The sequence below is a fragment of the Methylobacterium sp. J-067 genome (assembly GCF_022829465.1).
In the GTDB taxonomy this organism is placed as follows: Bacteria; Pseudomonadota; Alphaproteobacteria; order Rhizobiales; family Beijerinckiaceae; genus Methylobacterium; species Methylobacterium litchii.
Genome location: NZ_JAKSXZ010000092.1, coordinates 203,894 through 228,435, shown reverse-complemented (window position 1 = coordinate 228,435; position 24,542 = coordinate 203,894). Strand labels below are relative to the sequence as shown.

The 24,542-nt window shown below is 70.8% G+C and carries 23 protein-coding genes; 12 read left to right on the top strand and 11 right to left on the bottom strand.

Going from position 1 to position 24,542, the window contains the following annotated elements; translation table 11 throughout:
- Positions 1 to 43: 43 nt before the first annotated feature.
- The 3 genes from mltG to gmk all read left to right on the top strand — a co-directional run bounded on the left by mltG (position 44) and on the right by gmk (position 3,107).
- On the top strand, positions 44 to 1,456 hold the full coding sequence (gene mltG / locus MKK52_RS10160; protein WP_409564647.1) for an endolytic transglycosylase MltG: 1,413 nt from the start codon (positions 44 to 46) through the stop codon (positions 1,454 to 1,456).
- Between the two features lie 69 nt (positions 1,457 to 1,525).
- Entirely contained in the window at positions 1,526 to 2,404 is an 879-nt protein-coding gene (locus MKK52_RS10155) for a YicC/YloC family endoribonuclease (protein WP_243953665.1), read from the top strand.
- A gap of 49 nt (positions 2,405 to 2,453) precedes the next feature.
- The gene (gene gmk, locus MKK52_RS10150; RefSeq protein ID WP_409564646.1) at positions 2,454 to 3,107 is read left to right on the top strand and encodes a guanylate kinase; all 654 of its coding nucleotides are present in this window, start codon (positions 2,454 to 2,456) and stop codon (positions 3,105 to 3,107) included.
- Here gmk and MKK52_RS10145 read toward each other — a convergent pair.
- From MKK52_RS10145 to rimP, 9 genes are all read right to left on the bottom strand, one after another.
- Positions 3,104 to 3,664: a biliverdin-producing heme oxygenase gene (locus MKK52_RS10145; protein WP_243953664.1), complete on the bottom strand. Its 561-nt coding sequence runs from the start codon at positions 3,662 to 3,664 to the stop codon at positions 3,104 to 3,106. The genes gmk and MKK52_RS10145 overlap by 4 nt on opposite strands.
- Before the next feature lie 2 nt (positions 3,665 to 3,666).
- On the bottom strand, positions 3,667 to 6,297 hold the full coding sequence (locus tag MKK52_RS10140) for a histidine kinase dimerization/phosphoacceptor domain -containing protein (RefSeq protein ID WP_243953663.1): 2,631 nt from the start codon (positions 6,295 to 6,297) through the stop codon (positions 3,667 to 3,669).
- Between the two features lie 99 nt (positions 6,298 to 6,396).
- A complete protein-coding gene (locus MKK52_RS10135) occupies positions 6,397 to 7,800 on the bottom strand; it encodes a dihydrolipoyl dehydrogenase (RefSeq protein WP_243953662.1) in 1,404 nt (467 codons plus the stop codon).
- Positions 7,801 to 7,872: 72 nt separating this feature from the next.
- Positions 7,873 to 8,898 (bottom strand): tRNA pseudouridine(55) synthase TruB, encoded by a 1,026-nt coding sequence (gene truB / locus MKK52_RS10130; protein WP_243953661.1) that lies wholly within the window; start codon positions 8,896 to 8,898, stop codon positions 7,873 to 7,875.
- A 91-nt stretch (positions 8,899 to 8,989) separates the two neighbouring features.
- Positions 8,990 to 9,400: a 30S ribosome-binding factor RbfA gene (gene rbfA / locus MKK52_RS10125; protein WP_243953660.1), complete on the bottom strand. Its 411-nt coding sequence runs from the start codon at positions 9,398 to 9,400 to the stop codon at positions 8,990 to 8,992.
- 108 nt (positions 9,401 to 9,508) lie between these two features.
- The gene (gene infB, locus MKK52_RS10120) at positions 9,509 to 12,547 is read right to left on the bottom strand and encodes a translation initiation factor IF-2 (protein ID WP_243953659.1); all 3,039 of its coding nucleotides are present in this window, start codon (positions 12,545 to 12,547) and stop codon (positions 9,509 to 9,511) included.
- Between the two features lie 109 nt (positions 12,548 to 12,656).
- Positions 12,657 to 13,361: an RNA-binding protein gene (locus MKK52_RS10115; RefSeq protein WP_243953658.1), complete on the bottom strand. Its 705-nt coding sequence runs from the start codon at positions 13,359 to 13,361 to the stop codon at positions 12,657 to 12,659.
- 23 nt (positions 13,362 to 13,384) lie between these two features.
- The gene (nusA, locus tag MKK52_RS10110) at positions 13,385 to 15,019 is read right to left on the bottom strand and encodes a transcription termination factor NusA (RefSeq protein ID WP_243953657.1); all 1,635 of its coding nucleotides are present in this window, start codon (positions 15,017 to 15,019) and stop codon (positions 13,385 to 13,387) included.
- Positions 15,020 to 15,051: 32 nt separating this feature from the next.
- Entirely contained in the window at positions 15,052 to 15,849 is a 798-nt protein-coding gene (gene rimP, locus MKK52_RS10105; RefSeq protein WP_243953656.1) for a ribosome maturation factor RimP, read from the bottom strand.
- 187 nt (positions 15,850 to 16,036) lie between these two features.
- Here rimP and MKK52_RS10100 point away from each other — a divergent pair, with 187 nt between their 5' ends.
- The 7 genes from MKK52_RS10100 to MKK52_RS10070 all read left to right on the top strand — a co-directional run bounded on the left by MKK52_RS10100 (position 16,037) and on the right by MKK52_RS10070 (position 21,800).
- Positions 16,037 to 16,999: a glycosylase gene (locus MKK52_RS10100; RefSeq protein WP_243953655.1), complete on the top strand. Its 963-nt coding sequence runs from the start codon at positions 16,037 to 16,039 to the stop codon at positions 16,997 to 16,999.
- A gap of 5 nt (positions 17,000 to 17,004) precedes the next feature.
- Positions 17,005 to 17,961, top strand: coding sequence for a hypothetical protein (locus tag MKK52_RS10095; RefSeq protein ID WP_243953654.1), 957 nt, complete (start codon positions 17,005 to 17,007; stop codon positions 17,959 to 17,961).
- Between the two features lie 27 nt (positions 17,962 to 17,988).
- Positions 17,989 to 18,738, top strand: coding sequence for a class I SAM-dependent methyltransferase (locus tag MKK52_RS10090; protein WP_243953653.1), 750 nt, complete (start codon positions 17,989 to 17,991; stop codon positions 18,736 to 18,738).
- Between the two features lie 36 nt (positions 18,739 to 18,774).
- Positions 18,775 to 19,470, top strand: a complete 696-nt coding sequence (locus MKK52_RS10085) for a spermidine synthase (RefSeq protein ID WP_243953652.1) — start codon at positions 18,775 to 18,777, stop codon at positions 19,468 to 19,470.
- 529 nt (positions 19,471 to 19,999) lie between these two features.
- Positions 20,000 to 20,632: a cell division protein DivIVA gene (locus MKK52_RS10080; RefSeq protein WP_243953651.1), complete on the top strand. Its 633-nt coding sequence runs from the start codon at positions 20,000 to 20,002 to the stop codon at positions 20,630 to 20,632.
- Between the two features lie 71 nt (positions 20,633 to 20,703).
- Positions 20,704 to 21,222, top strand: a complete 519-nt coding sequence (locus tag MKK52_RS10075; RefSeq protein WP_243953650.1) for a hypothetical protein — start codon at positions 20,704 to 20,706, stop codon at positions 21,220 to 21,222.
- 26 nt (positions 21,223 to 21,248) lie between these two features.
- A complete protein-coding gene (locus MKK52_RS10070) occupies positions 21,249 to 21,800 on the top strand; it encodes a hypothetical protein (RefSeq protein ID WP_243953649.1) in 552 nt (183 codons plus the stop codon).
- A gap of 6 nt (positions 21,801 to 21,806) precedes the next feature.
- On the opposite strand, the gene MKK52_RS10065 is transcribed toward MKK52_RS10070, so the two are convergent.
- On the bottom strand, positions 21,807 to 22,823 hold the full coding sequence (locus MKK52_RS10065) for an aldo/keto reductase (RefSeq protein ID WP_243953648.1): 1,017 nt from the start codon (positions 22,821 to 22,823) through the stop codon (positions 21,807 to 21,809).
- 164 nt (positions 22,824 to 22,987) lie between these two features.
- Between MKK52_RS10065 and MKK52_RS10060 the strand changes: the two genes are divergently transcribed.
- Positions 22,988 to 23,887, top strand: coding sequence for a sulfite oxidase heme-binding subunit YedZ (locus MKK52_RS10060; protein WP_243953647.1), 900 nt, complete (start codon positions 22,988 to 22,990; stop codon positions 23,885 to 23,887).
- A 59-nt stretch (positions 23,888 to 23,946) separates the two neighbouring features.
- Positions 23,947 to 24,321, top strand: a complete 375-nt coding sequence (locus MKK52_RS10055; protein WP_243953646.1) for a hypothetical protein — start codon at positions 23,947 to 23,949, stop codon at positions 24,319 to 24,321.
- Between the two features lie 7 nt (positions 24,322 to 24,328).
- Here MKK52_RS10055 and MKK52_RS10050 read toward each other — a convergent pair whose 3' ends face one another.
- The gene (locus MKK52_RS10050; RefSeq protein ID WP_243930532.1) at positions 24,329 to 24,505 is read right to left on the bottom strand and encodes a hypothetical protein; all 177 of its coding nucleotides are present in this window, start codon (positions 24,503 to 24,505) and stop codon (positions 24,329 to 24,331) included.
- Between the last annotated feature and the right edge of the window lie 37 nt (positions 24,506 to 24,542).

Genomic DNA, 24,542 nt, shown 5'->3' with positions numbered 1-24,542 from the left:
CACCCGTTCGCGGAACGGTTCGGCCGGACCGCCGAGGATCCCGATGTTCTTTCGCCGTTCCAAGACAAAGCCCGGTGAGGGACAGGAGGTGGTCGATCGCGGCCACGATCACGACGATCACGACGACGAGATGCCGTTGCCGCAGCGTCTGTCGCCGCGCTCTCCCAGCGAGGCGATCAAGCCCATCGCCGCGCCCCCGCCGCCGGAGCGCCCCGAGCGCGAGCGCGGCAGCTTCATCGGCCTCGTCAGCGGCCTCCTGACCTTCGCGGTCGCCGCCGCCCTGGCGGCGATGGTCACGCTCACGATCTACCAGCGCAACGTGCAGGAGCCAGGCCCGCTGCCGGCCGACAAGGTCGTCGTCATCCCGCGGAGCAGCGGCACGACCGAGATCGCCGAGACCCTCGCAAAGGAGGGCGTGATCCAGCACACCGGCCTGTTCGAGTTCGCCGCCCGCTTCGGTGGGCGCCCGCCGCTCCGGGCCGGCGAGTACCTGTTCAAGGCCCATGCCAGCATCGGCGAGACCCTGGATACCCTGGCCACCGGCCGTCAGGTCCAGCACGCGATCACCTTCCCCGAGGGCCTGACCTCAGAGCAGATCGTCGCCCGCCTCAACGAGAACGATGTGCTCTCGGGCGAGATCGGGGAGGTCCCGCCGGAGGGCTCCCTGCTGCCGGACACCTACAAGTTCGAGCGGGGCGCCACCCGCCAGCAGATCGTCAACCTGATGAAGGCGAAGCAGCGCGAGGTGCTGAACCAGATCTGGCAGCGCCGCAGCGCCGACGTGCCGGTGAAGACCCCAGCCGAACTCGTCACCCTCGCCTCCATCGTGGAGAAGGAGACCGGCCGCGCCGACGAGCGCCCGCGCGTCGCCGCCGTCTTCGCGAACCGCCTCAACCGGCGGATGAAGCTGCAATCCGATCCGACCATCGTCTACGGCCTCGTCGGCGGGCGCGGCACCCTCGGGCGGGGCATCCTGCGCTCCGAGATCGACCGGGCGACGCCCTACAACACCTACGTGATCGAGGGCCTGCCGCCGGGGCCCATCGCCAATCCCGGCAAGGCCGCCCTCGAAGCCGCCGCCAACCCGTCGCGCACCCGCGACCTCTTCTTCGTGGCGGACGGGACCGGGGGCCACGCCTTCGCCGAGAGCCTGGACGCGCACCAGCGCAACGTCGCCCGGTGGCGTGCCGTGGAGAAGAGCCGCCAATCCCCGCCGGACGCGGTGGACAAGGCCGACCCGCCGGCCACCTCCGACACGTCGGGCGCGGCACCGACCGCCGGCACCAACGCGGCGCTCCTCGACCCGGCCTCGCCGGAGGCCCGCTCGCGTGCCTTCGACGCCTCCGAGGGCACCCGCCTCGACCCGCTTAAAAACAAGACCTACGATCTCGGCTCGCCGAAGAGCATCCCCGTGCTCGCCGATCCGCCGAGCCTGAAGCAGAAGCCGAAGCGGTAGGGTCCGGCCCTCTTTCCCCCGCCGAAATCCGTGCTACAGCCGCCGTCCCTCCGGACGACGGCACCGCCCATGGCCCAGATCGCGAGCATGACGGGATTCGCCCGCGCCGCCGGCACGACGGGCGCGGTGCAATGGGCCTGGGAGGTCCGCAGCGTGAACGGGCGCGGGCTCGACGTGCGGGTCCGGGTGCCCACCGGCTTCGAGGCCGTGGGCGAGACCGCCCGCACCGCCCTGCAGAAGACCCTCTCACGCGGACAGATCCAGCTCTCGCTGAACTTCACGCGCAGCGAAGGCGCTCCGAAGGTGCGCATCAACGAGACATTGCTCGCGAGCCTCGCCCAGGCGGTGGCGCGGGTGCCCCGGCCCGAGGGCGTCGCCCCCGCCACGATGGACGGCCTGCTCGGCATCCGCGGCGTCGTGGAGGCCGAGGAGGAGGCGTCCTCCGACACCGATTCGCTCAACCACGACCTCACCGAGGGGGTGGTGCGGCTGGTCGCCGACCTCGTGGAGGCCCGCCGGGCCGAGGGGCGGCAACTGGAAGAGGTGGTGTCCGGTCAGGTCGCGCGCATCGCCGCCCTCACCCAGGCCGCCGAGGACGAGCCCTCCCGCCACGCCGAGGCGGTGCGGGCGCGGCTGAATGCGACGGTGGAGGCCCTGTCGAACACCGGCCTCGACCCCGAGCGCCTGCACCAGGAGGCGGTGCTGCTCGCCGCCAAGGCCGACGTCCGCGAGGAACTGGACCGCCTGCGCGCCCATGGCGCCGCCGCCCGCGATCTGCTCGCCGCCGGAGGGCCCATCGGCCGCCGGCTCGATTTCCTGGCCCAGGAATTCGGCCGCGAGGCGAACACCCTCTGCGCCAAGGCCGGCGAGATCGGCCTGTCGCGGATCGGCCTCGACCTGAAGGCCGTGGTCGAACAATTCCGCGAGCAGGTTCAGAATATCGAATAGGTGCGCGGGCTACCGTGACGCCTCACCCAAACCGGAGCCGGGCTGACCCGTGATCGACGAGACGAGAATTGCGCGGCGGGGCCTGATCCTCATCCTGTCCTCACCTTCGGGCGCGGGCAAGACGACGCTGACCCGCGCCATCGCCGGGGATTCGAGCTGGGCGCTCGAACTGTCCATCTCGGTGACGACCCGCGCGCGGCGCCCGTCCGAGATCGACGGGCAGCACTACCACTTCATCGAGCGGGAGGCCTTCGAGGACCTGCGCGCCCGGGACGACCTGCTCGAATCGGCCGAGGTCCACGGCAACTTCTACGGCACGCCCCGCCGGCCGGTGGAGAAGGTGCTAGGCTCCGGCCGGGACATGATCTTCGACATCGACTACCAGGGCACCCGTCAGGTGCGCAGCAAGCTCTCCGGCGACGTGGTGAGCGTGTTCATCCTGCCGCCGAGCATGGCCGAACTGCGCCACCGCCTTGAGCGCCGGGCCGAGGATTCTGCCGAGACCATCGAGCGCCGCCTCGCCAACGCCCGCACCGAGATCCAACGGTGGAGCGAGTACGACTACGTCATCGTCAACGACGACCTCCAGGCCGCCTTCAAATCCCTGCAGGGCATCCTCGCCGCCGAGCGGCTAAAGCGCACCCGGCGCACCGGCCTCGCGGCCTTCGTGGACGGGTTGCTGGCCGAGGGCGACGGGGCCTAGGCCGGGTTCAGCCACAGGCGCATGGCGTCGAACGTCGCGTTCGCCGCCGCCACCACCGTCTCGCCCTCGCCGTCGAACGCATCGAGGCGGGCACGGAAGGCCGACCACATGGCTCCGGTCCGGGGGCCGTGGCCGGAATAATAGGCGAGCCCTTCCCCGCCGAGTCCGTGCGCCGCCGCGATGTGCCGGCCGATCACCCGTCCGCCCAGGGTCGAGCCTTCGAGCACGTAGAGCGCGCCCATCGCCTGGGCGGGCCCCGTAAGCGCGATGGGCCGGGCCTGCGGCAGCGCGCCAATCTCCGGTCCCGTCAGCCCGAGGAAGGCGAGATCATCTGTCAGCGCCACGACGCGGCGGCGGTCATCGAAGAACGCCCCGTCGCCCAGCGCCGTGCCGATGGCCGGCTCCCAGGTGGCGTGGAAGCCGTGCAGGCGGCCGAGGAGATCGCGGTAGCCCGTCAGCGTGGCGACGCGCGCCTCCCAGCCCAAGTCGCGTTCCAGCGCCTCGTGCGCCGAGGCCGTGGCCGTCCTCAGCCTCAGGTGGAGCGTGGGATCGGACATGGTCAGGCGGTGATGGTGAAGCAGGCGCCGGGGTTGTTCACGACGTCGAGGCGCGCATTGATCTGGTCGAGCATCGCCCGGATCAGCTTCATGCCGAGGCCGGAGCCCTGCGCGCTGCCCTTCGGCTCGGCCCAGTCGTCGGGCAGGCCGGCACCATCGTCGCAGACCTTGAGCTGCACGCCGCCCTCGGTGTCCGAGGACGAGACCGTCACCTCGACCCGCCCGCCCCCCGTGGCCGTGGTGGCGTATTTGAACGCGTTGGTGACGAGTTCGGTGGCGATGAGCGAGAGCGCCACCGCCTTGCGGTAGGGCACCATCATCCCGCGCTCGACGGTGAGATCGACGGAATGCCCGTCCCCGGCGAGCCCGGCGAGGTCCTTGCACAGGCTCTCGATGGTGACACCGAGATCGACCTCGTCCACCCGTTCGGCCTGATAGAGGCTGTCATGCACCCGGGCGACGCTCATCACCCGCGCCGAGGTCTCGGCGAAGGCCTGGCGGGCCGCCGCGTCGGCGATCTGCCGCCGCTGCATTTGCAGGAAGGCCGAGACGATCTGCAGGGAGTTCTTCACCCGGTGGTCGATCTCGCGAGTGAGCAGGTCCTTCTGGGCGAGAAGGCGCTCCTTCTCCGCGAGGAGCCCGGTCAGTTCGTCGATCTTGCGACGCTGGCGCAGCACCACGCCCTCCACCGCCTCCGCGAGGGAGGTGGCGAGATTCCCCTGCCATTCCGCCCAGGGGGTGGCGTGGCCGGTGCGCTCCTCGACCCAGCGCTCGAAGGAGCGCCGGGGCAGGACCGCCACCGAGCCGCTGCCGGCGAGCACCGGCTTGCGCGGGTCGCCGCCCCAGGTGACCGTGCTCGGCATCTCCGGCCGGAACCACACCAGCAGCGTCTCGCGGGAATCGTCCACGAAGGCCGCGAGCAGGCCGCTCGCCACCTCGCGATAGGGCGCGGCTTCGGTGTAGACCGTAGTGAATTGGCTGCTCTCGAACCGGGTCTCGCCCTCGGGCAGGGTTTCGCGCAGCCACGCGGCGATCTGCACCACCGCCTCTTCCGGGGGCGCCCGGCCGATCAGCGTCGCCCGGTCCCCCGTGACGATGCCCGCGCCGGTGGATTCGAACAGGTGCAGCAGCGTCGTGACACCCCCGGTGAGGGCGGCGACGAAATCGTCCGAACGGGTGAGGCTGCGGACCAACCGCCCCTCGACGTCGAGATGCGCCTGCCGCTCGGCCCAGAGGCGGCGGGACTCGATCTCCTGCACCCGCATGGCGAAGGCGTCGGTCAGCACCGTCGCCGCCGCGCGGGTCTCCGGCGGCACGTAATGCGGCCGGCGGTGATGGCCGATCATCAGTCCCCACAGGCGCCCGTCCACCATGATCGAGATCGACATGGAGCCGTTCACGCCGAGGTTGCGCTGATATTCGAGATGGATCGGCGACAGGGAGCGGTGCTGCGCGAAGGTGAGGTCGATGGGGGCGTTGCCGCCCCCCGGCGCGCCGACGAGCGCCACCGGCACGCTGTCGCGGTCGATCACGAAGCGGCTCTTGGCCTTGGTGTAGAGGGCGCGGGCCTGGGCCGGGATGTCGGAGGCCGGGAAGCGCAGGCCGAGGAGGCTCCGCGACCATTTCGGCGTCTTGTCCTCGGCGACGGCCTCGCCGTTCCAATCCGAATCGAAGCGGTAGACCAGCACGGCCTCGAAGCCGGTGAGCGCGCGGATCTCCAGCGCGGCGACGCGGGCCGCGCCGGCCAGGGTCTCGGCGGCGCGCAGCCGGGCCACGGCGAGTTCGGTGTCGGTCTGGCTCGCCAGCCGGAAATCGTCCGCAAGGTCGGGCTCGCGCTCGATCTCGACGATCAGGCGCTCGGCATGGACATGGGCCACGGCGAGGTAGTTCGCCTCCGAGCGATCCGGGAACCGCACCCGTCGCCGGAGCGAGCGGCCCTCGTCCAGGGTCCCGCTCGCCAGCCGTGCCTTCACCGCCTCGATGAAGGCGGCGGGCAGGACGTCGCCGAGGGAGCGGCCGAGCAGCGGCGGCTCGGCCGGGTCCACCACCTCCGTCACGTTGGTGGAGAAGGCGGTGACGAGGAGGGTCGCCGCGTCGGCGGCGAAGAGGACGGCGTTGGGCTGGATCGAGCCCGGAATGTGGATCGGCTCGCGCTCGCACAGGCTCGGATCGACCGGCTCGGCGCGGACCCGGCGCCCGATGGCGGACACCACCGCATCCCGCGAGGCGCCGTAGCCGAGGCTCTCCAGGGGATCGATGCGCAGCCACGTGACCGGCGCGCCGTCGTACCGGCCGTGCTTCATCTGCACCTGCGCCCGCAGGGGCTGCGGCAGGCGGCCGAACACGTATTCGAACTGCTCGTCCAAGTCCCCGCGCCGGGCCCCGGCGAGGAAGCGCCCGCGGAAGGCCGGCACGTTGGCGGCCGGCATTACGTCCTGGAAGTAATCGCGCCCGAGCACCGCGTCCCGGGGAAGCTTGAGCAGCGCGCTCGCGCCTTCACTGAACGCGACGATGGTCCCCGCGCCGTCGAGGGCGATCACGCCTGCATCCAGGCGGTCGAGCTCGTCGGGGGCGAGGGTATCGAGGTCGGCACCGCCCTCGCGGCTCTCCAGGGGAGGCTCGCTCGGCGGCATCAGGCACGAGACCGGATCATCGGAGACGGTATGCCGGGGCTATCCGCGAAGTGCAATGCTTGCACGTCCCGTGTTGTACCCGCGATGCTGCGAAGTCCCTCACCCCCTTCGAGCATCCTCGATCCTTTGTATCATTTCGGACAATAACGTATTCAGCCCTTCTTCGACAGTCGGATGGTAAACGGGCCGGTCCATCATGGCATGGACGGTCAAGGTGTCGCGCAGGGCGTTCGACAGGATCTGGGACAGGTGCTCCACCGCCGGGCCCAGAAGCTCCCCGCCCAGCAGGCGGCCATCCGGCGCGGCCCAGAGGCACGCGCCGCCTTTGTTCACGCACTCCGTGCGGGCTCGGCCCTGATCCGCGAAGCTCATCCGCGCCACGATCCGATCCTCTGCCTCGGGGTCGAAGGGGGCGCCGACGCTGGCGGCCTGGGGGTGGGTGAACACCATCGCCAGGGCGGGCCAGGTCTCGGGGGCCTCGACCGGGCGGCCGGCGACGAGGGCGGCGGCGTTCTCGCCCGCGATGTGCCCCTGCCGGCTCGCCTCGTGCAGGATCGGACGCCACCCGTTGGCATCCCCGGCGATGAGGATGGGTGCGCCCTCGCAGACGAGGCTGCGCGGATCGAAGGCGGGCATCCCGTCCTCGTCGAGGGACAGGCCCGTCGTGTCGAGGCCGAGATCGGACACGTTCGGGGGCCGCCCCGCCGCCGAGAGCACATGGCTCACCTCGGTCGATTGGCGTGCGCCGTCCTTGTCGGTCCAGTCGAGGCGGACGAGGTCACCGACGCGCTCCGCCCCCTCGACCCGCGCCCCGAGATGGAGCGTGAACTCGTCGGAGAAGATCCTGGCCGCCTCGGCCACGAGGCCGGGCTCGGTCAGCCCGGCGATGGTGTCGCCCGAATCGAGGGCCGTCACCCGCACGCCGAGGCGGGCCATCGCCTGGGCGAGTTCGACGCCCACCGCGCCGAGGCCGAGCACCGCGAGGGAGGGCGGGAGGTCCGGGATCTCGAAGATCGTGTCGGTGGTGAACAGCCGGTCGCCCAGCCCCCGCAGGGGCTTCGGCACGGCCGGGCTCGACCCCGTCGCGATGATGGCGGCGCCGAAGCGCAGACGCGTCTCCCCGTCGATCACGAGGGTGTGGCCGTCGAGGAAGCGGGCCTGACCGGCCACGCGGTCGTCCTCAGGGATCTCCGCCACGCCGTCCAGCACCGAGCCGACGAAGCGGTCGCGCTCCCGGCGCAGGCGGGTGAGGACGGCGGGGCCATCGACGCGCACCGACTCGACACGGATGCCGAACAGATCGGTGCCGCGCGCGCGATGGGCGGCCTCGGCAGCCGCGATGAGGAGCTTTGAGGGCATGCAACCCACGCGGGCGCAGGTAGTGCCGCCGGGCCCCCGTTCGATGAGGATGGCGCGGGCCCCCTTGGCGCGCGCCGCCCGATACGCGGCGAGACCGGCGGTTCCCGCCCCGATCACCGCCACGTCGCATTCCCGTTCGCGCATCCAGCCCCCGCTTGTCGCAACGGGGGGCCAACAGGGCTGAAATGCCCCGTGTTCCGGGTGCGCCGACGCGCCTCAGGCGCGGCCGGGGGCCGTCCCGCCAAGGTGGAAGACGCGGTGCGGCACGAGTTCGCCGCGCTCCACGTCACCCACGGCCACGAGAATGCCGGAGCAGGTCGCGAAGGCCTTGCCGGAGACCGGGGCATCGCGCCCGCGCAAGATCACCGGCTGGCCGCGCATCAGGCGCAGGCCCATGTCGCGGGAGACGGCGATGCCGGGGATGGCGTCGAGGGCGATCTCGACCGGACGCAGATGGATGAGTGCCGCCTCCGGCCCCTGATCGGTCAGGGTCGCCACGGCGCAGGATTCCGCCTCGGCGAAGGGTCCGACGCGGGTGCGGCGGAGGGCGGCGACATGGCCGAAGCAGCCGAGCATCCGCCCGAGGTCGCGGGCGAGCGCGCGGACATAGGTGCCCTTGCCGCACTCGGCCTCGATGATTGTCTGCCCGTTCTCGTGGCCGACCACCTCCAGGCGGTCGATCTGCACCGGCCGGGCGACGAGTTCCACGGTCTCGCCGTCACGGGCGAGATCGTAGGCGCGCTCGCCCTGGATCTTGATGGCCGAATAGCGCGGCGGCACCTGCTCGATGGCGCCGACGAAGGCCGGCAAAGCCGCCTCCACCGCCGCCCGCTCCGGCCGCGCCTCGCTGGTGGCGACGGGGCGTCCCTCGGCGTCGTCGGTATCGGTCTCGACGCCCCAGGAGACGGTGAAGCGGTAAGCCTTGCGGCCGTCCATCACGAACGGGACGGTCTTGGTCGCCTCGCCCAGCGCGATCGGCAGGATGCCGGAGGCCAGGGGATCGAGGGTGCCGGCATGGCCCGCCTTCTTCGCGTTGAAGGCGCGCTTCACCACGGCGACGGCGTGGGTCGAGGTCATGCCGACATGCTTGTCGAGGATCACCCAGCCAGACACGTCCTTGCGCTTCGGGCGATCGGGCCGGGGACCGCGCTGCTGAGGGCGGCGCCCGTCGTGGCTGCGGGCTTCGCCCGGCAGGCCGGCGACCGGCTGCGCCGGAGCGTGATCGTCGGTGGAAACCGTCATGTCCCTCTGTGCCCTGGAACGTCAAAAACAAGGTTTCAAAAGGACTTGGTCCTTTTGCGGGTGCAGGGCGGCGCCCTGCGTCACCCCCGGATCAATGATCCGACTCGTGATCCGTTTCGTCGAGATCGCGCCGAACCCGGTCGTCGCGGAGCAGGCGGTCAATCCGCGCGGCCTCGTCGAAGGTCTCGTCGCGGCGGAAACGAAGCTCCGGCGCGAATTTCAGGTTCACCCGCCGGGCCACCTCCTGGCGCAGGACCTTCTGGTTCCGCTCCAGGGCCGCGATGACTGGGGCCTCATCCTGCCCGCCGAGCGGCATGATGTAGGCCGTCGCCAGCTTCAGGTCCGGAGACATCCGCACCTCCGGCACCGTCACGACATGCGAGCCGAGCACGGGATCCTGGATGTCGCCCCGCTGCAGCACCTCGGCCAGCGCATGGCGGATGAGCTCCGCGACGCGCTGCTGGCGCTGGGAAGGGCCTGTCGGTGTGGGTTTCTGTGCCATGTCCGTGAGCTAAGGCCCCGCCGTGAGGGGGGCCCTGCCTCCTCGAAAAAGAAAAGACGGCCGCGGCATGTGCCGCGGCCGCCCGGTCCGGACGGTTCGTCCGGACGATCAGAGCGTGCGGCGAATCTCTTCGACCCGGTAGCACTCGATCTCGTCGCCTGCGCGCATGTTCTCGAAGTTCTCGAAGGCCATGCCGCATTCCTGGCCGCTCGTGACCTCCTTCGCGTCGTCCTTGAGACGCTTGAGGGTCTTGAGCTTGCCTTCGTGGATGACGACGCTGTCGCGCACGAGGCGGACATGGGCGCCGCGCTCCACGACACCATCGGTGACGCGGCAACCGGCGACCTTGCCGACCTTCGACACCTCGAAGACCTGCAGGATCGTCGCCTCGCCCAGGCGCTCCTCGCGGAGCGTCGGCGGGAGCATCCCCGACAGCGTGGCTTTGATGTCGTCCACGAGGTCGTAGATGATGTTGTAGTAGCGGATATCGACACCCGCGCGCTCGGCGGCCTCGCGGGCCTCCTTGTGGGCGCGGACGTTGAAGCCGATCACCACCGCCTTGGAGGCCTGGGCCAGGGTGATGTCCGACTCGGTGATGCCGCCGACGCCCGAGAGCAGGATGCGGGCCGCGACCTCGTCGTTGCCGAGCTTCTCCAGGGCACCCACGATGGCCTCGACCGAGCCCTGCACGTCGCCCTTGATGAGGACGGGCAGTTCCTTGCGGAGAGAGCCTTCCTTGGCCTCGCGCATCATGTCGACGAGCGAGCGGTTGGCACCGCCGGTGCGGGCCGCGATGCGCTCGCGCTTGATGCGGGCGCGGTACTCGGTGACTTCGCGGGCACGGGCCTCGGTCGGGACCACGATCACGCGGTCGCCGGCATCGGGCGTGCCGTTGAAGCCGAGAACCTCCACCGGCACGGACGGGCCGGCGTACTGAACGTTCTCGCCGAGGTCGTCGATGAGGGCGCGGACCTTACCCCACTCGGCACCGGCCACGACGATGTCGCCGGTGAAGAGCGTGCCGCGCTGCACGAGCACGGTGGCCACGGGACCACGGCCGCGATCCAGCTGCGCCTCGATCACGGTGCCCTCGCCATCGCGCTTCTCGTTGGCGCGGAGGTTCATGATCTCGGCCTGAAGCTGCAGACCCTCGAGGAGGTCGGGCAGACCGTCGCCGGTCTTGGCCGACACCTCGAATTCCAGGGTCTCGCCGCCCATGGACTCGACCTGGATGTCGTGCTGCAGCAGCTCGGTGCGGACCCGCTGCGGGTTCGCGTCCGGCTTGTCGATCTTGTTGATCGCGATGATCATCGGGACGTTCGCCGCCTTCGCGTGCTGAATCGCCTCGATGGTCTGGGGCATGACGCCGTCATCGGCCGCCACCACGATCACGACGATGTCCGTCACCTTGGCGCCACGGGCGCGCATGGAGGTGAAGGCCGCGTGGCCGGGGGTGTCGATGAAGGTGATGAGGTCGCCGGAGGGCGACGCCACCTGGTAGGCGCCGATATGCTGTGTGATGCCGCCGGCCTCGTCATCGGCGACGTTGGCCTTGCGGATCGCGTCGAGCAGCGAGGTCTTGCCGTGATCGACGTGGCCCATGATCGTGACGACCGGCGGACGGGGATCGAGATCCTCCTCCAGATCCGGCTCGTCCGAGGACAGGCCCTCTTCGACGTCCGACTCGGCGACGCGGCGGACCGTGTGGCCCATCTCCTCGGCGATGAGCTGGGCGGAGTCCGAATCGATCACATCGGTGATCTTGTGGATCTGGCCCTGCTTCATCAGCATGCGGATCACGTCCACCGCCCGCTCCGACATGCGGTTGGCGAGCTCCTGGATGGTGATCGTCTCGGGGATCGTCACCTCGCGGGACAGCTTTTCCTTCTGCTCCACCTGGCCACGGCCGCTCATCCGCTGCTGGCGGCGGCGGAACGAGGCGACGGAGCGCGTACGCTCGTCCTCGCCGGCGGTGGCGTTGGCGATCGTCAGACGGCCGCGGTTGCGGTCGCCGCCCGGACCCTTGGGGGTCTTGGGCGGGGTGATGATCTTGAGCGGCATGCCGGGACGGCGGATGACCCGCTTCGTCTCCGACTCGTCCTCGTTGGTCTGCGCGCCGCGACCGGCGGCCGGACGGGCCGTCGTCGCGCCGGCCGGACGGGCCGCCGTGGTGGGCGTGGCCGACTTCTCGGGCTCCGGCGCGGGCGCCGGACGGGCCATGAAGTTCAGATCACGCGGCTTGCGGTTGTCGGCCGTGAGGATCTTGCGCGGCTCGTTCGACGCCGGGCGCGGGGCCGGCGGGGCGGACGGACGCGGAGCCTGACCCGCCGCAGCGGCGGGACGGCCGGCACCGGCCGGACGCGCGGCCGACGGCTGGCGCGCCGGAGCAGCCGGCTGACGCGGCGCGGAGACCGGAGCCTGGACCGCGGCCGGAACCGGCGCCTGGGGCGCGGCCGGGGCCGAGGCCGGGGCCTGGACGGCCGCCTGAGCGGGAGCCAGGCTGGCGGCGGCCGGCGCGGACGCGGCGGGAGCCGGTGCAGCGGGGGCCGGAGCGGCAGGCGCGGGAGCGGCCGGAGCCGGGGTCGCGGCGGCGGCTTGCGCGGCGGCGGCAGCCTGAGCCTCGGCTGCGGCCTTGCGGGCAGCCTCCTCGGCGGCCTTCGCCTCGGCGGCGGCACGGGCGGCCTCCTCCTCGGCGCGGCGGCGGGCGTCCGCCTCCTCGCGCTGGCGACGGGCCTCGGCCTCGGCGGCGGCACGCTGGGCAGCGGCATCCTCCTCGGCCTTGCGGCGGGCATCCGCCTCGCGACGCTGGGCGTCGGCCAGGGCGGCGGCGCGGGCCGCGCTTTCCTGTTCGCTCAGGGTACGGAGGACGACGCCACCGGCAGCGGGACGCTGCGGCGGACGCTGCGATCCGGCCGGTGCCGCCCCGGCGGGGCGGGCATTGGCGGCGGGACGCGGTGCGGGCGTTGTCGGAGCCGGGTTCGCCGGGGCACCGACGCGGCGCTTCACAGTCTCGACCATGACCTGCTTCGTGCGGCCATGGGAGAAGCTCTGACGCACCACGCCCTGTTCGATCGGACGCTTCAAGGAAAGCGGCTTGCGGGGGCCCCGCTCCGCAGTCTTGTCGCCCGGGTTGTTCGTATCACTCATCCAGTCAGAACCCTGGGGGTTTCCATTCGTGCCGTGGACTGCGCCCCGGTGGCGCCGGCTGCGCAGTCAATCTCGTGTCGTCTCGTGGGGCTCGTACGATCCCGCCGTGTCAGGCAGTCTCGGGCTCCTCGGTCGCCGTGGCGGCGCCCTCGAACGAGCGTAGCCGACGCCAACGCGACAGGCAGCCGGCAGCTCCGGCTCCTGCGACGAGCGCAGCGTGTATCACATGATCCCGACCCAAAGCCATGTCCAATTCGTCCTCGGACAAGTCATCGACGATCGGGATACCCGATATGGCTTGTCCATGCCTTCGCATCAAGGCTGCGGCGATCTTCCTGCGCCCGTCCGGACTGGCTTCGGCGGCGTGAATCACCGCCGCGACGCCGGGATCCGCGCCGATCGCCGATTCGACCTTGCCGAAGCCGGCGACGATGCTGCCGGCCTTGTTGGCCATCGCGATCGCCTGCCGCAGCTCGGCGCGCAGGGCCTCACCGAGTCGGTCGGGAAGATCGGCCCCAACCGGGGTCGGCCCCTTAAACGCCCGTGAGAACAGGTTTTTCTTCACCGCCAGCGCCACGACCTCGCGCCGGGCGCTGATCCAGGCGCCCCGGCCGGGCAGCTTACCCCGCAGGTCCGGCACGACGGTCCCGTCCGGGCCGCGCACGAAGCGGATCATCTCGTCGGGGGCCTGGGCCACCCGCGTGACGATGCAGGTGCGCGTGCGCGCACGGCGGCCGGGGCCCGCGTGGTCGGGGCCCGAATCGAGGGCATCCTCGATCCCGGACTCCGTCGTGTCGTCCACGGCCTCGCTCATGCTGCGGCGCCCGGCCCCCTCGCTCAGGCCTGCTGCTCGGCCGGCTCGGCCTCGCCCTCGGCGTCCTCGGCCTCGGCCTCACCGTCGGCCTGCTCCTCCGATTCGGTCGGAGCTTCGATCCAGCCCGCATGGACGCGGGCGGCCATGATCAGCGCCTCGGCCTCGGCCCGCGACACCTCGAACCCGTCGAGGAAGCCCGCGTGGCGGACGGCCTCCGGCCCACGGCCCTCGGTGTAGCCCACGAGGTCGTCCGTGGCGCAGCCGGCCAGATCCTCGACCGACTTCACGTCGTTCTCGCCGAGCGCCACCATCATCGGCGTGGTGATGCCCTCGAGCTCGCGCAGGTCGTCCGACACGCCGAGTTCGCGGCGGCGGTCGTCATGCTCCTGCTCGATCCGGGCGAGGTGATCCTGGGCGCGGGCCTGGATCTCGGCGCCGGTCTCCTCATCGAGGCCCTGGATGTTCGACAGCTCCCCGGTCTCGACGAAGGCGATCTCCTCCACCGAGCGGAAGCCTTCCGCCGCCAGCAGCTGGCCGACCGTCTCGTCCACGTCGAGGGCTTCCATGAAGGTCTGGGTCCGCTCGGCGAACTCCTTCTGGCGGCGCTCCGATTCCTCGGCCTCGGTCAGGATGTCGATGTCCCAGCCGGTGAGCTGCGAGGCGAGGCGCACGTTCTGGCCGCGACGGCCGATGGCGAGCGAGAGCTGGTCGTCCGGCACCACCACCTCGATGCGGTCGGCCTCCTCGTCGAGCACCACCTTCACCACCTCGGCGGGCTGGAGGGCGTTGACGATGAAGGTCGCCTGATCCTCGGACCAGGGGATGATGTCGATCTTCTCGCCCTGCAACTCGGCCACCACCGCCTGGACGCGGGAGCCGCGCATGCCGACGCAGGCGCCCACGGGATCGATCGAGCCGTCGCGGGAGATCACGGCGATCTTGGCGCGGGAGCCGGGATCGCGGGCGACCGCCTTCACCTCGACGATGCCGTCGTAGATTTCCGGCACTTCCTGGCCGAACAGCTTGGCCATGAACTGCGGGTGCGAGCGCGACAGGAAGATCTGCGGGCCGCGCACTTCCGAGCGCACGTCGAACAGGTAGGAGCGGATGCGGTCGCCGGGGCGGAAGGTCTCGCGCGGGATCATCTCGTCGCGGCGGACGATGCCCTCGCCACGGCCGAGATCTACGATCACGTTGCCGTACTCGACGCGCTTCACGACGCCGTTGAGGATTTCGCCGATGCGGTCCTTGTACTCCTCGAACATCCGGGCGCGCTCGGCGTCGCGGACCTTCTGGACGATGACCTGCTTGGCCGACTGCGCGGCGACGCGGCCGAAATCGAAGGGCGGCAGGGTGTCGGAGATGACATCGCCCACCAGCGCGCCGGGGTTGAAGCGGCGGGCCTGATCGAGGGTGATCTCGCGGGCGTCGTTCTCGACCTGCTCCACCACCAGCAGGTGGCGGGAGAGGCGCAGCGCGCCGCTTTTCGAATCGATCTCGGCGTGCACGTCCGTCTCCGCGCCGTAGCGGGAGCGGGCGGCCTTGGCGATCGCCTCCTCCATCGCCTCGATGACGATGCTGCGGTCGATCACTTTCTCGCGGGCGACCGCGTCGGCGATCTGGAGGAGTTCGAGCCTGTTGGCGCTGACGACGGCCATGGGTTCAGGTCCTTCTTCTCAAACGGGAATTGCTAGAGCGGCTCGTCTTGGCCCTTGAGCCGGGCGGCCTTGGTGATGACTGGCCCCTTCGGCCCGCTCCGCGCGGACTTCTCGGCGGCCGGCTTCCTGGCCGGAAACTTGGTCGTCTTGCCGGCGGGCGCCTTGCCCGGCGACTTGCCCCCCGACTTGGCCTTCGGTGAGGCGGCCTTGCGCGGAGCTGGACGCGGCGGGGCCTCGTCCTCCTCCTCGATCTCGTCCATCTCGTCGGCGGGCGGGCCGCCGCGACGCAGGGATTCGCGCACCAGTTCGTCGGTGAGGACGAGATGGGCCTCCGCGAGGTCGCGCAGCGGCACCGCGATGCGGCTCGGCAAGCCCTCCTTCACGTCGGGCAGGTCGACCGGCACCGTCTTGCCCTGGGCATCCGGCGTGCCGAGGATGCCCCGGAAGCGCTTGCGCCCGTCCAGCGGCACGGCCAGTTCCAGCTTCGCCTCGTGCCCCGCCCAGCGGGCGAAATCCGAGACCCGCACCAGCGGCCGGTCGATGCCCGGTGAGGACATTTCGAGGTTGTAGGCGCCGCCCACCGGATCATCGAGGTCGAGGATCGGCGACAGGACGCGGCTCGCCGCCTCGCAATCGTCGATGGTGCAGGTCCCGTCCGGCCGTTCCAGCATGATCTGCACGGTGCAGCCGTTCTGGGCCGAGACCTTCACCCGCACCAGCCGGTAGCCGAGGCCCTGGAGCGGGCCTTCGATGACGCGCGCCACCTGGGCGCCGACACCGGTCTCGCCAGTGAGGCGCGGTTCCGCGAGATCGGAGGGAATGTCGGCCATGGAGGTTTCGCGCAAGAGCCCGCTTCGGAGGCGACGTTGCGGCCAAAAAAAAGAGCGGGCCCGGGGGCCCACTCCGAACCGCAGCCTCGCGACTGCCATCAGAAATGATGCGCGTAACTTACGGGCATTCGCCTTCCGCCGCAAGGGCCGCGCGGGTAGTCTGCGCCATCGCGGGAGGGGGAACGACGTGCCGCATTGGCGCAAGCTCGGACGGGTCTTCGACCCCATGGCGGTCCATCACAGGCCCTGGTTGAAGGAATTCGCGCAGGCGCCGAGCGCCCTGGTCTGCGGCGACGTCGTGCGGATCTACTTTTCCTGCCGCCCGCCCGCCGACGCGGCCGGGCAATACGTGAGCCACAGCGCCTATGTCGATCTCGACCGGGCCGACCTGTTCACGATCCGCGCCGTGGCCGAGGCGCCGATCCTGCCTTTGGGCCAGACCGGCACCTTCGACGAGTTCGGTGTCTATCCCGTCTCGGTGATCCGGCACGGGGACGAGGTGCGGGCCTATTACGCCGGCTGGACGCGCTGCGAATCGGTACCCTTCAACACCGCCATCGGCTGCGCCGTGAGCCATGACGGCGGCGTCCGCTTCGAGCGCCTGGGGCCGGGACCGATCCTGCCCTATAGCCCGGACGAGCCCTTCGTGATGAGCGGCCCCAAGGTCCGCATCTTCGACGGCACGTGGTACCTGTTCTACATCGCCGGCCGGAGCTGGAAGATGCATGCGGGCCGGGCCGAACCGGTCTATCGCATCCGCATGGCGACCTCCCCCGACGGGCTGACCTGGACCAAGGCGGGCCGCGACCTGATCCCGCCCCGGATCGAGCCCGACGAGGCGCAGGCGAGCCCCGACGTCTTCTTCGCGGACGGGCGCTACCACATGCATTTCTGCTACCGGTACAGCACCGATTACCGGGGCCATGAACGCGGCTACCGGATCGGCTACGCCTGGAGCGACGACCTCGTGACGTGGACCCGCGCGGACGAGCGCGCCGGCCTCGACGTCTCGGCGGAGGGGTGGGACGCGCAGATGGTGAGCTACCCGCACGTCTTCGCCGTCGATGGGCGGACCTACCTCGCCTATCTCGGCAACGATGTCGGGCGCGGCGGCTTCGGCCTCGCCGTCCTCGACGGGCCGATGGGGTGAGGCCGATGCGCTGGGACAGGCTCGGCCTCGTCTTCGACCTTCAGGCGCATCCGCTGCCCTTCGGCATCGGCGCGTTCGCGCAGGGGCCGCAGGCCCTGGTGCTGGACGACCGCGTGCGGGTCTACTTCTCCACCCGCAGCCGCGATCCGGACGGGAAGTACCGCAGCCTCGTCGCCTTCGCGGATTTCACCCGCGACCTCTCGGCCGTCCTCGGCGTCAGCCAGGGCCCGGTGATCGAACCCGGCGGGCTGGGCACCTTCGACGAGCATGGCATCTTCCCGATGACCGTGCTGGCTCAAGGGGACCGGGTCTTCGGCTACACGACCGGTTGGAGCCGCCGCGTCTCGGTCTCCGTCGAGACCGGGATCGGCCTCGCCATCAGCCGCGACGGCGGGCTCAGCTTCGAGCGGCACGGCACCGGGCCGGTGCTCTCGGCCACCCTGAACGAGCCCTTCCTCGTCGGCGACGGGATCGTGCGGGTGATCGGCGGCCGCTTCCACATGTGGTACATTTTCGGCACGCAATGGACCCGGCCGACGCCCGACGCGGAGGCCGAGCGGGTCTACAAGATCGGGCACGCCACCTCGGCGGACGGGATCGCCTGGGTGAAGGAGGACGGGCGCCGGATCGTGCCCGACCGCCTCGGCCCCACGGAATGCCAAGCGCTGCCTACCGTCTTCGACCGGGACGGGCGCCACCACATGGTGTTCTGCTACCGCGAGCAGGTCGGCTTCCGCACCGACCCGTCGCGGGGCTACCGCCTCGGCCATGCGTGGTCCGACGACCTCGCCACCTGGACGCGGGACGATGCCATGCTCGGCCTGCCGGGCGGGCCGGGGGAGTGGGACGGGGCGATGCAATGCTACCCGAACGCCTTCACCTGCGACGGGGCCACGTACCTCCTCTACAACGGCGATGCGTTCGGGCGATTCGGTTTCGGCGCGGCGCGATTGGTTGTGTGACAGGGCGCCGGATCAGGGGAGCGGACCATGACCGGACCACGCGATTTCGACCGTGAGACGCAGGATGTGCAAGGGCACCGCTACGCCTACGACTTCGATTTCGACGTCATGCACGGCTACATGGTGCGCGCCTTCACGCCGTTCTTCCGGCCGGGCCGGCTGCTCGAACTCGGCAGCTTCCGGGGCGACTTCACCCGGCGCCTGACGCCGCACTTCTCCGACATCACCTGCGTCGAGGCCTCCGGCGAGGCCGTGGAGACCGCGCGCGACCGGCTCGGCGACGCGGCGACCGTCACCCACGCCACCTTCGAGGAGGCCGCCCTCCCCGGCCGTTTCGACACGGTGGTGCTCACCCATGTCCTCGAACATCTCGATGATCCGGTCGGCGTCCTGCGGCGGGTGAACGATGAATGGCTCGCCGAGGGCGGGCGCCTCCTCGTCGCCTGCCCGAACGCCAACGCACCCTCCCGGCAGATCGCCGTGCGGATGGGCCTGATCCCGCACCACAGCGCCGTCACCGAGGCCGAGCGCCAGCACGGCCACCGCCGCACCTACGCCCTCGACACCCTGGAGCGCGACGCCGCGGCGGCGGGCCTGCGCGTCGTCCACCGCTCCGGGATCTTCTTCAAGGCGCTGGCGAACTTCCAGTGGGACGCGCTGCTCAAGACGGATATCGTCTCGCAGGACTACCTCGATGGGTGCTATGCGCTCGGTCAGGTCTATCCCGACCTCTGCGCGAGCATCTACCTCGTCTGTGAGGCAGGCCGCGCGGCCTGACCCGGAGCCGCCCTTCGCGCGGCGTGAGAGTGACCCGTGCTTCCCTGGATCGAGATCGACACCGGCCCCGTCCCCGGCTGCGAGGCGCCCCTGCGGCTGATGCAGCGCGGCCATGAGTTCTCGATCTTCGCCGGATCGAACGAACTGATGAACAGCTTTCGCGGCGGCTCGGAGGAGGCGCTGGCCGTCCTCGCCTGCGAGCGGCTGGCCGGGATGCGCGCCCCGCGCGTGCTGATCGGCGGGCTCGGCATGGGCTTCACCCTGCGCGCCGCGCTCGCGAATCTCGGGCCGGACGCGCATGTCGCGGTCGCCGAACTGGTGCCCAAGGTCATCGCATGGGCCAAGGGCCCCCTGACCGGCGTGTTCAAGGGCTGCCTCGACGATCCCCGCCTCGCCCTGCACGAGGCCGACGTGAACCGCCTGATCCAGTCCGGCGAGGGCGCCTGGGACGCGATCCTCCTCGACGTCGACAACGGCCCCGAGGGCCTGACCCGGCGGGAGAACGACCGCCTCTACGACAGCTGGGGCGTGAAGCGGGCCCTGTGGGCGCTGAGCCCGAACGGCGTGCTCGGCGTGTGGTCGGGCGGGCCGGACCGCAAGTTCAAGGCCCGTCTCCAGAACGGCGGCTTCGCGGTGGACGAGGTGCGCCCCCGCTCCGGCGGCCGGCGCGGGGCGCGTCATGTCGTCTGGCTCGCCACCCGCGCGCAGGGTGCCGGCCACCGCGCCCGGTGATTTTTTAACGCGGCCGGGGCGTTCTTCGAACGCGCGCCGCTTCCAGTATTCACTGGGATGCGGGAGCGACTTCTTCGCCCCGCGCAAGCATTCCCCGGCACCCCTCGCCCTTGTGAAAATCTGCCCATCGGGTCTTCGCGGGGGCGGCGATGCCAGTCGGGGTTGTATTTCTTCCCGCTTGCTTCTGATCCTAATGCGATTGGACCACCGGGGGTTGCGATACTGCCTGGCGCGGACGGATCGTCCAGCACAGTGCAACGCAGCGCGATCAACTGAGCTATGCGCTCGACCCGGCAAAAACTGCCGCTCACATGTTAATCCGCGGCAGGACAGATTAGAAAAGGCTTACCCGGCAACTGCATGTTAACTGCGCATTAACCATGGCCGTGGTCCACATACGATTAGATTAAGTTTTCGTGTGGAGGGCAGAAACATGGCGGTGACTGCGCGCACTCCCTGGTCGCAAATCTTGAACCAGTTTGCGGAAGGGCTCGACGCTATACCTGATCAAAGGAGCGCCGAAATTCTTGTGTTGAAGTCCAGTCTCGACAACCCGACCGCGTCTCGCGACGAGGACGCGGTGGAGGTGGCGGCGGAGGCGATCCGGCCGCAGGTGACGGCCCAGATGGCAGCCCCGGTCGCGCCCCAGGCGACGGCGCAGGCGTCCATCTCGGCCTCTGCCCAGTACGCCGCGCAATATGCGGCGGCGGCCGAGTTGGACCCGGCCTCCGGCGAGGACCTGTCCGACTGGACGGCGACCCTCGACATCATCAACGGCATGGCCGGCTACGCCGACGAGCAGCGCTCGCGGGTGAAGGAGCAGGCCAAGTCGTACAAGGAGACTCTGCAGGACCTGCAGAAGGAACTCCGCGACGTCCACCAGCGCCTGCGCCTCTTCGAGAAGCAGGCCGCCGAGACGCAGCTTCAGGCCGATGCCCGCGTCCAGCGGATCCAGGCCGAGGCCGACGCCCAGGTGCAGGACATCCGGCTCGCCGCCGAGGCCCAGATCCGCTCGATCCGCAACGAGGCCGACGGCCGCGTGAAGATCGCCGAGGAGAAGACCCGCGCCGCCAACCTGCGCGCCGTGACCGCCGAGAAGTGGTTGCAGCGCATCGACAACGCCGCCAAGAACCTTCTGACCGGCGTCCACACCGGCGTCTGAGCCGCTCGCTCTCACCGTGCCCGGCCCGTGCCGGGGACTACCGCAACAGGGACGAAACGGGACAGGGACCGATGGACGACCACAACAACGATCAGAACCCCACGGTCAGCTCCCTGATGGACAAGGGCAAGAAGTTCGCGAACGCCGAGCAGGTGAAGAAGATCCTGCTGCTGAACACGGCCGGCAAGTCCTCCCCCGAGCGGGGCACCTTCGACGGGTTCCCGAACTCGGAGAAGATGGCCGGCCTGCTGGACCGGGTCCGCGACGCGGCGAGCTACATCCGCGACGTCGAGGACCGGGCCCAGGAGCAGGAGTTCCGCACCCAGGAACTGCTCGACCAAGTGCGCGCCGACATGCAGGCCGCCCGCAGCCAAGTGCAGGCGGCCGAGCAGCGCACGCGGGAGATCCAGGCCCAGGCGAATGCCCTGATCAAGGCCGCCGAGGACCGCGCCCGGGTCGCCGAGGAGCGGGCCGAGACCGCCGAGGGTTGGCTGCGCCGCATCGCCGAGGCGATCGAGTCCGAGTTCGCGCCGGGATCCGACGAGGCTGCCGCGATCCGCTCCAGCATCGGCCGCGCCGCCGTGGCGTGACGGTCCGCAGGGGACAGGGGACCGTCATGCCAGGGATAGACGAAGGGTTCTGGGACCAGCTCGACGCCCGCATCGCCGCCACCATCGTCCGGGCGCCGCGGCGCCTCCGGCCCTCGCAGACCTCCTCGAACCCGGCGCGGGTGTCGCGACCCGCGTCGATGATCGAGGTGCCGGCGGAGCGGCTCCACGTCTCCGACTGGACGGGGCTCGTGGAGACGATCTCGGCGGCCGGTGCCGCCGCGCAGGTGCAGGACGAGCGCCTGCGCGAGCGGAATGCCGCCTACGAGGTCCTGGCGGGCGATCTCAGGCGCGCCCTGGACGACGTCGAGCGTTACAAGGGCCTCGTCGCCCAGGCGCAGGCCCAGGCCGAGGCGAAGGCCCGCGAGATCCAGGCCCTGGCGGAGGCCCGGATCGACGCGATCCAGGCCCGTGCCGATGCCCGCGTGCATCGGGCGGAGGAGCGCGCCCACGCCGCCGACCAGCGGGTGGTCGTGGTCGAGGACTGGCTCACCACCTTCGAGGAGGCGAGCCGGAGCCTCCTGCCCGCGCTCCGCGCGCCGATCGCCAAGGCGTCCTAGCGGCCCTCAGCCCTCGCCCGACCGCGGCAGGCGCCCCTCGATCGGGTAGGCTGGGTCGTTGTAGCCGGGCGTCGAGGGGTGGCCCACCGCCACATGCGCGTCCACCAGCGCCTCGTCCTCGGCCGTGAAGGCGTATGCGAGGGCGCCGACATATTCCTCCCATTGCGCGAAGGTGCGCGGCCCAGCGATCACCCCCGTCACGAGGCGGTTGTTGAGCACCCAGGCCGTGGCGAACTGCCCGGCGGTGATGCCCCGCGCCTGCGCGTGGTCGCGGAACAGGCGGGCGATCCTCAGGGATTCCGGCCGCCACTCGGTCTGCATCATGCGCGTGTCGGCCCGGCCGGCGCGGGTTTCCTGCGGCGGCGGGGCATCGGGATCGTACTTGCCGGTGAGCACGCCGCGCGCCAACGGCGAATAGGGGAACACCCCGAGCCCGTAATGGGCGCAGGCCGGCAGGTGCTCGGTCTCCGGCATCCGGTTGAAGGCGTTGTAGTAGGGCTGGCTCACCACCGGGCGGTCGATGCCGGCCTCGTCGCACAGGCGGCAGATCTCCGCGACGCGCCACGCGCGGTGGTTCGAGACGCCGAAATGGCGGATCTTGCCGGCCCGGACGAGGTCGGCCATCGCCCGCACGGTCTCGGAGAGCGGCGTGCTGTGATCCTCCTTGTGCAGGTAGTAGATGTCGATGAAGTCGGTGCCGAGCCGGCGCAGGCTGTCCTCGACCGCCTTCATGATGTGCACACGGGAGAGGCCGCCCTCCTGCGGGCCCTTGCCGGTCAGCGTCGCGACCTTGGTCGCCAGCACCCAGGCATGGCGGTCGGCGGCGATGAGCCGGCCGGTGACCTCCTCGGAGCGCCCCTCGGTGTAGACGTTCGCCGTGTCGATGAAATTCACCCCCGCCTCGCGGGCATGGGACACGATCCGGCCGGCATCGGCCTCGTCGGTCGGGCCGCCGAACATCATCGTGCCGAGGCAGATCGGCGAGACCTTGAGGCCGGAGCGGCCGAGACGTCGGTACTGCATGGCGGCGATGGTCCTTTTCTCGCGAGGGCCCAATGTCGGCCGTGTTCCGCCCGCGTCAACCGGCCGGCGGCGTAACCGGGGGCGGCGGCGCGGCGAACTGACCCGCGAGGGGACGGAACGGCCGCCCCGCCGTTACCGTCTCCGTATCCCAGAAACCGATCCCGATGACGCACACCGCATCCTTGGCTCCCCGCCCGGCTCCCCGGATCTGGCCCTGGCTCGACAGGGCGGGCCGGCTCTCCTGGCTGAAGCTCGTCCTGTTCCTCGCCTGCCTCGCGCCGGCCTGCGAACTCGCCATCGCCTACCGGCTGGACGCGCTCGGGGCGAAGCCCGTCACCGCGCTGATCCACGGGACCGGCGAATGGGCGGTACGCTTCCTGCTGGCGGGCCTCGCCATCACGCCCCTGCGGCGCATCGCGGATTGGCCCAAGCTGATCCTGGTGCGGCGGATGCTCGGCGTGACCGCCATGGCCTACGCCCTGGCCCACCTCGCCCTCTACGTCACCGACCAGAATTTCGACCTCGTGAAGGTCGTCTCGGAGATCGCCCTACGGATCTACCTGACGATCGGCTTCGTCGCCCTGGCCGGGCTGATCGCCCTCGGCGCCACCTCGACCGATGCCGCGATCCGCAACATGGGCCCGAACTGGCACCGGCTGCATCGGCTCGTCTACACGATCACCGTGCTGGGCCTCGTCCACTACTTCCTGCAGGCGAAGATCGACGTGTCCGCGCCGGTCTTCTGGACGGGGGTGTTCCTGCTGCTGATGGGCTGGCGGATCATGCGCAAGTTCCGCCTGCCCGAGCGGCCCTGGGCGCTGCTGCTCCTCGCCATCGCCGCCGCCCTGCTGACGGCGGGGCTGGAGGCAGCGTGGTACGGGCTCGCCAGCGGCGTGCCGGCGAGCCTCGTCCTGGCGGCGAATCTCGACTTCTCCGGCCCGATCCGGCCGGCATGGTGGGTGCTCGCGGTCGGCCTCGCGCTGCCGGTCACGGCCCTGGTGCGGACCTCGCGCGCCGCCGCCGACGTCCGGGGCGCGGCGCCGCGCTTGTCGCCGCGCGCCTGATATCGCAGAACCCGCCGGCTCCCCCGCCCTCCCGGCGGGGCGATGGCGGAGTGTTCCGGATGACGCGCGGCCTGCTTCTCCTCCTCGCGGGCGCCCTGTGGCCCGCTGCGGCGCTGGCGGCGCCCCAGGCCAAGCCGCCCGCGCCGCCGGCCCCGGCCCCCGCGCCGGTCGCGACGACCTGCACGGTGCCGGCGCCGCCCGCGATCGGCGAGCGGCCCGCCAAGCCGGCCCTGCCGCAGAAGCCCACCTGCCTCGACGCCAAGGAGGGCTGCCCCGGCTGGGAGGCCTACAGCTACAACGATGCGGTGAAGGTCTATAACACCCAGGCCCAGGCGTTCCGGCCCCTGGCCGAGGCCTATCTCCAGAAGCTCAACGCCTACGTGAAGGCGAGTTCGGCCTACGCCCAGTGCGAGGCCGAGGCGATGCAGAAGTAGCCCCCGGTCAAATCCGCGCCGGCGCCTTCTTCAGGGCGGCGGCGAAGGCCTTGAGCTGGCGGTTGAGGTCGGCCAACTCGTTGAGGGCGATGGTCTTGTGACCATCGCGGACCGCGCGCTCGATATCCTCGACCTGCGAGGCGACGAGGCGGCGGAGTGCGGTGGCGACTTGTTCACGGGTCATCGGTCGAGCGTCTTCGCGGAGGATCGGGAGGACGGCC

Coding starts and splice junctions, on each gene's coding strand:
- mltG (WP_409564647.1), top strand. CDS start 44: ATGTTCTTTCGCCGTTCCAAGACAAAGCCCGGTGAGGGACAGGAGGTG.
- MKK52_RS10155 (WP_243953665.1), top strand. CDS start 1,526: ATGGCCCAGATCGCGAGCATGACGGGATTCGCCCGCGCCGCCGGCACG.
- MKK52_RS10145 (WP_243953664.1), bottom strand. CDS start 3,664: ATGTCCGATCCCACGCTCCACCTGAGGCTGAGGACGGCCACGGCCTCG.
- MKK52_RS10140 (WP_243953663.1), bottom strand. CDS start 6,297: ATGCCGCCGAGCGAGCCTCCCCTGGAGAGCCGCGAGGGCGGTGCCGAC.
- MKK52_RS10135 (WP_243953662.1), bottom strand. CDS start 7,800: ATGCGCGAACGGGAATGCGACGTGGCGGTGATCGGGGCGGGAACCGCC.
- truB (WP_243953661.1), bottom strand. CDS start 8,898: ATGACGGTTTCCACCGACGATCACGCTCCGGCGCAGCCGGTCGCCGGC.
- rbfA (WP_243953660.1), bottom strand. CDS start 9,400: ATGGCACAGAAACCCACACCGACAGGCCCTTCCCAGCGCCAGCAGCGC.
- infB (WP_243953659.1), bottom strand. CDS start 12,547: ATGAGTGATACGAACAACCCGGGCGACAAGACTGCGGAGCGGGGCCCC.
- MKK52_RS10115 (WP_243953658.1), bottom strand. CDS start 13,361: ATGAGCGAGGCCGTGGACGACACGACGGAGTCCGGGATCGAGGATGCC.
- nusA (WP_243953657.1), bottom strand. CDS start 15,019: ATGGCCGTCGTCAGCGCCAACAGGCTCGAACTCCTCCAGATCGCCGAC.
- rimP (WP_243953656.1), bottom strand. CDS start 15,849: ATGGCCGACATTCCCTCCGATCTCGCGGAACCGCGCCTCACTGGCGAG.
- MKK52_RS10095 (WP_243953654.1), top strand. CDS start 17,005: ATGCGCTGGGACAGGCTCGGCCTCGTCTTCGACCTTCAGGCGCATCCG.
- MKK52_RS10090 (WP_243953653.1), top strand. CDS start 17,989: ATGACCGGACCACGCGATTTCGACCGTGAGACGCAGGATGTGCAAGGG.
- MKK52_RS10075 (WP_243953650.1), top strand. CDS start 20,704: ATGGACGACCACAACAACGATCAGAACCCCACGGTCAGCTCCCTGATG.
- MKK52_RS10070 (WP_243953649.1), top strand. CDS start 21,249: ATGCCAGGGATAGACGAAGGGTTCTGGGACCAGCTCGACGCCCGCATC.
- MKK52_RS10065 (WP_243953648.1), bottom strand. CDS start 22,823: ATGCAGTACCGACGTCTCGGCCGCTCCGGCCTCAAGGTCTCGCCGATC.
- MKK52_RS10060 (WP_243953647.1), top strand. CDS start 22,988: ATGACGCACACCGCATCCTTGGCTCCCCGCCCGGCTCCCCGGATCTGG.
- MKK52_RS10055 (WP_243953646.1), top strand. CDS start 23,947: ATGACGCGCGGCCTGCTTCTCCTCCTCGCGGGCGCCCTGTGGCCCGCT.
- MKK52_RS10050 (WP_243930532.1), bottom strand. CDS start 24,505: ATGACCCGTGAACAAGTCGCCACCGCACTCCGCCGCCTCGTCGCCTCG.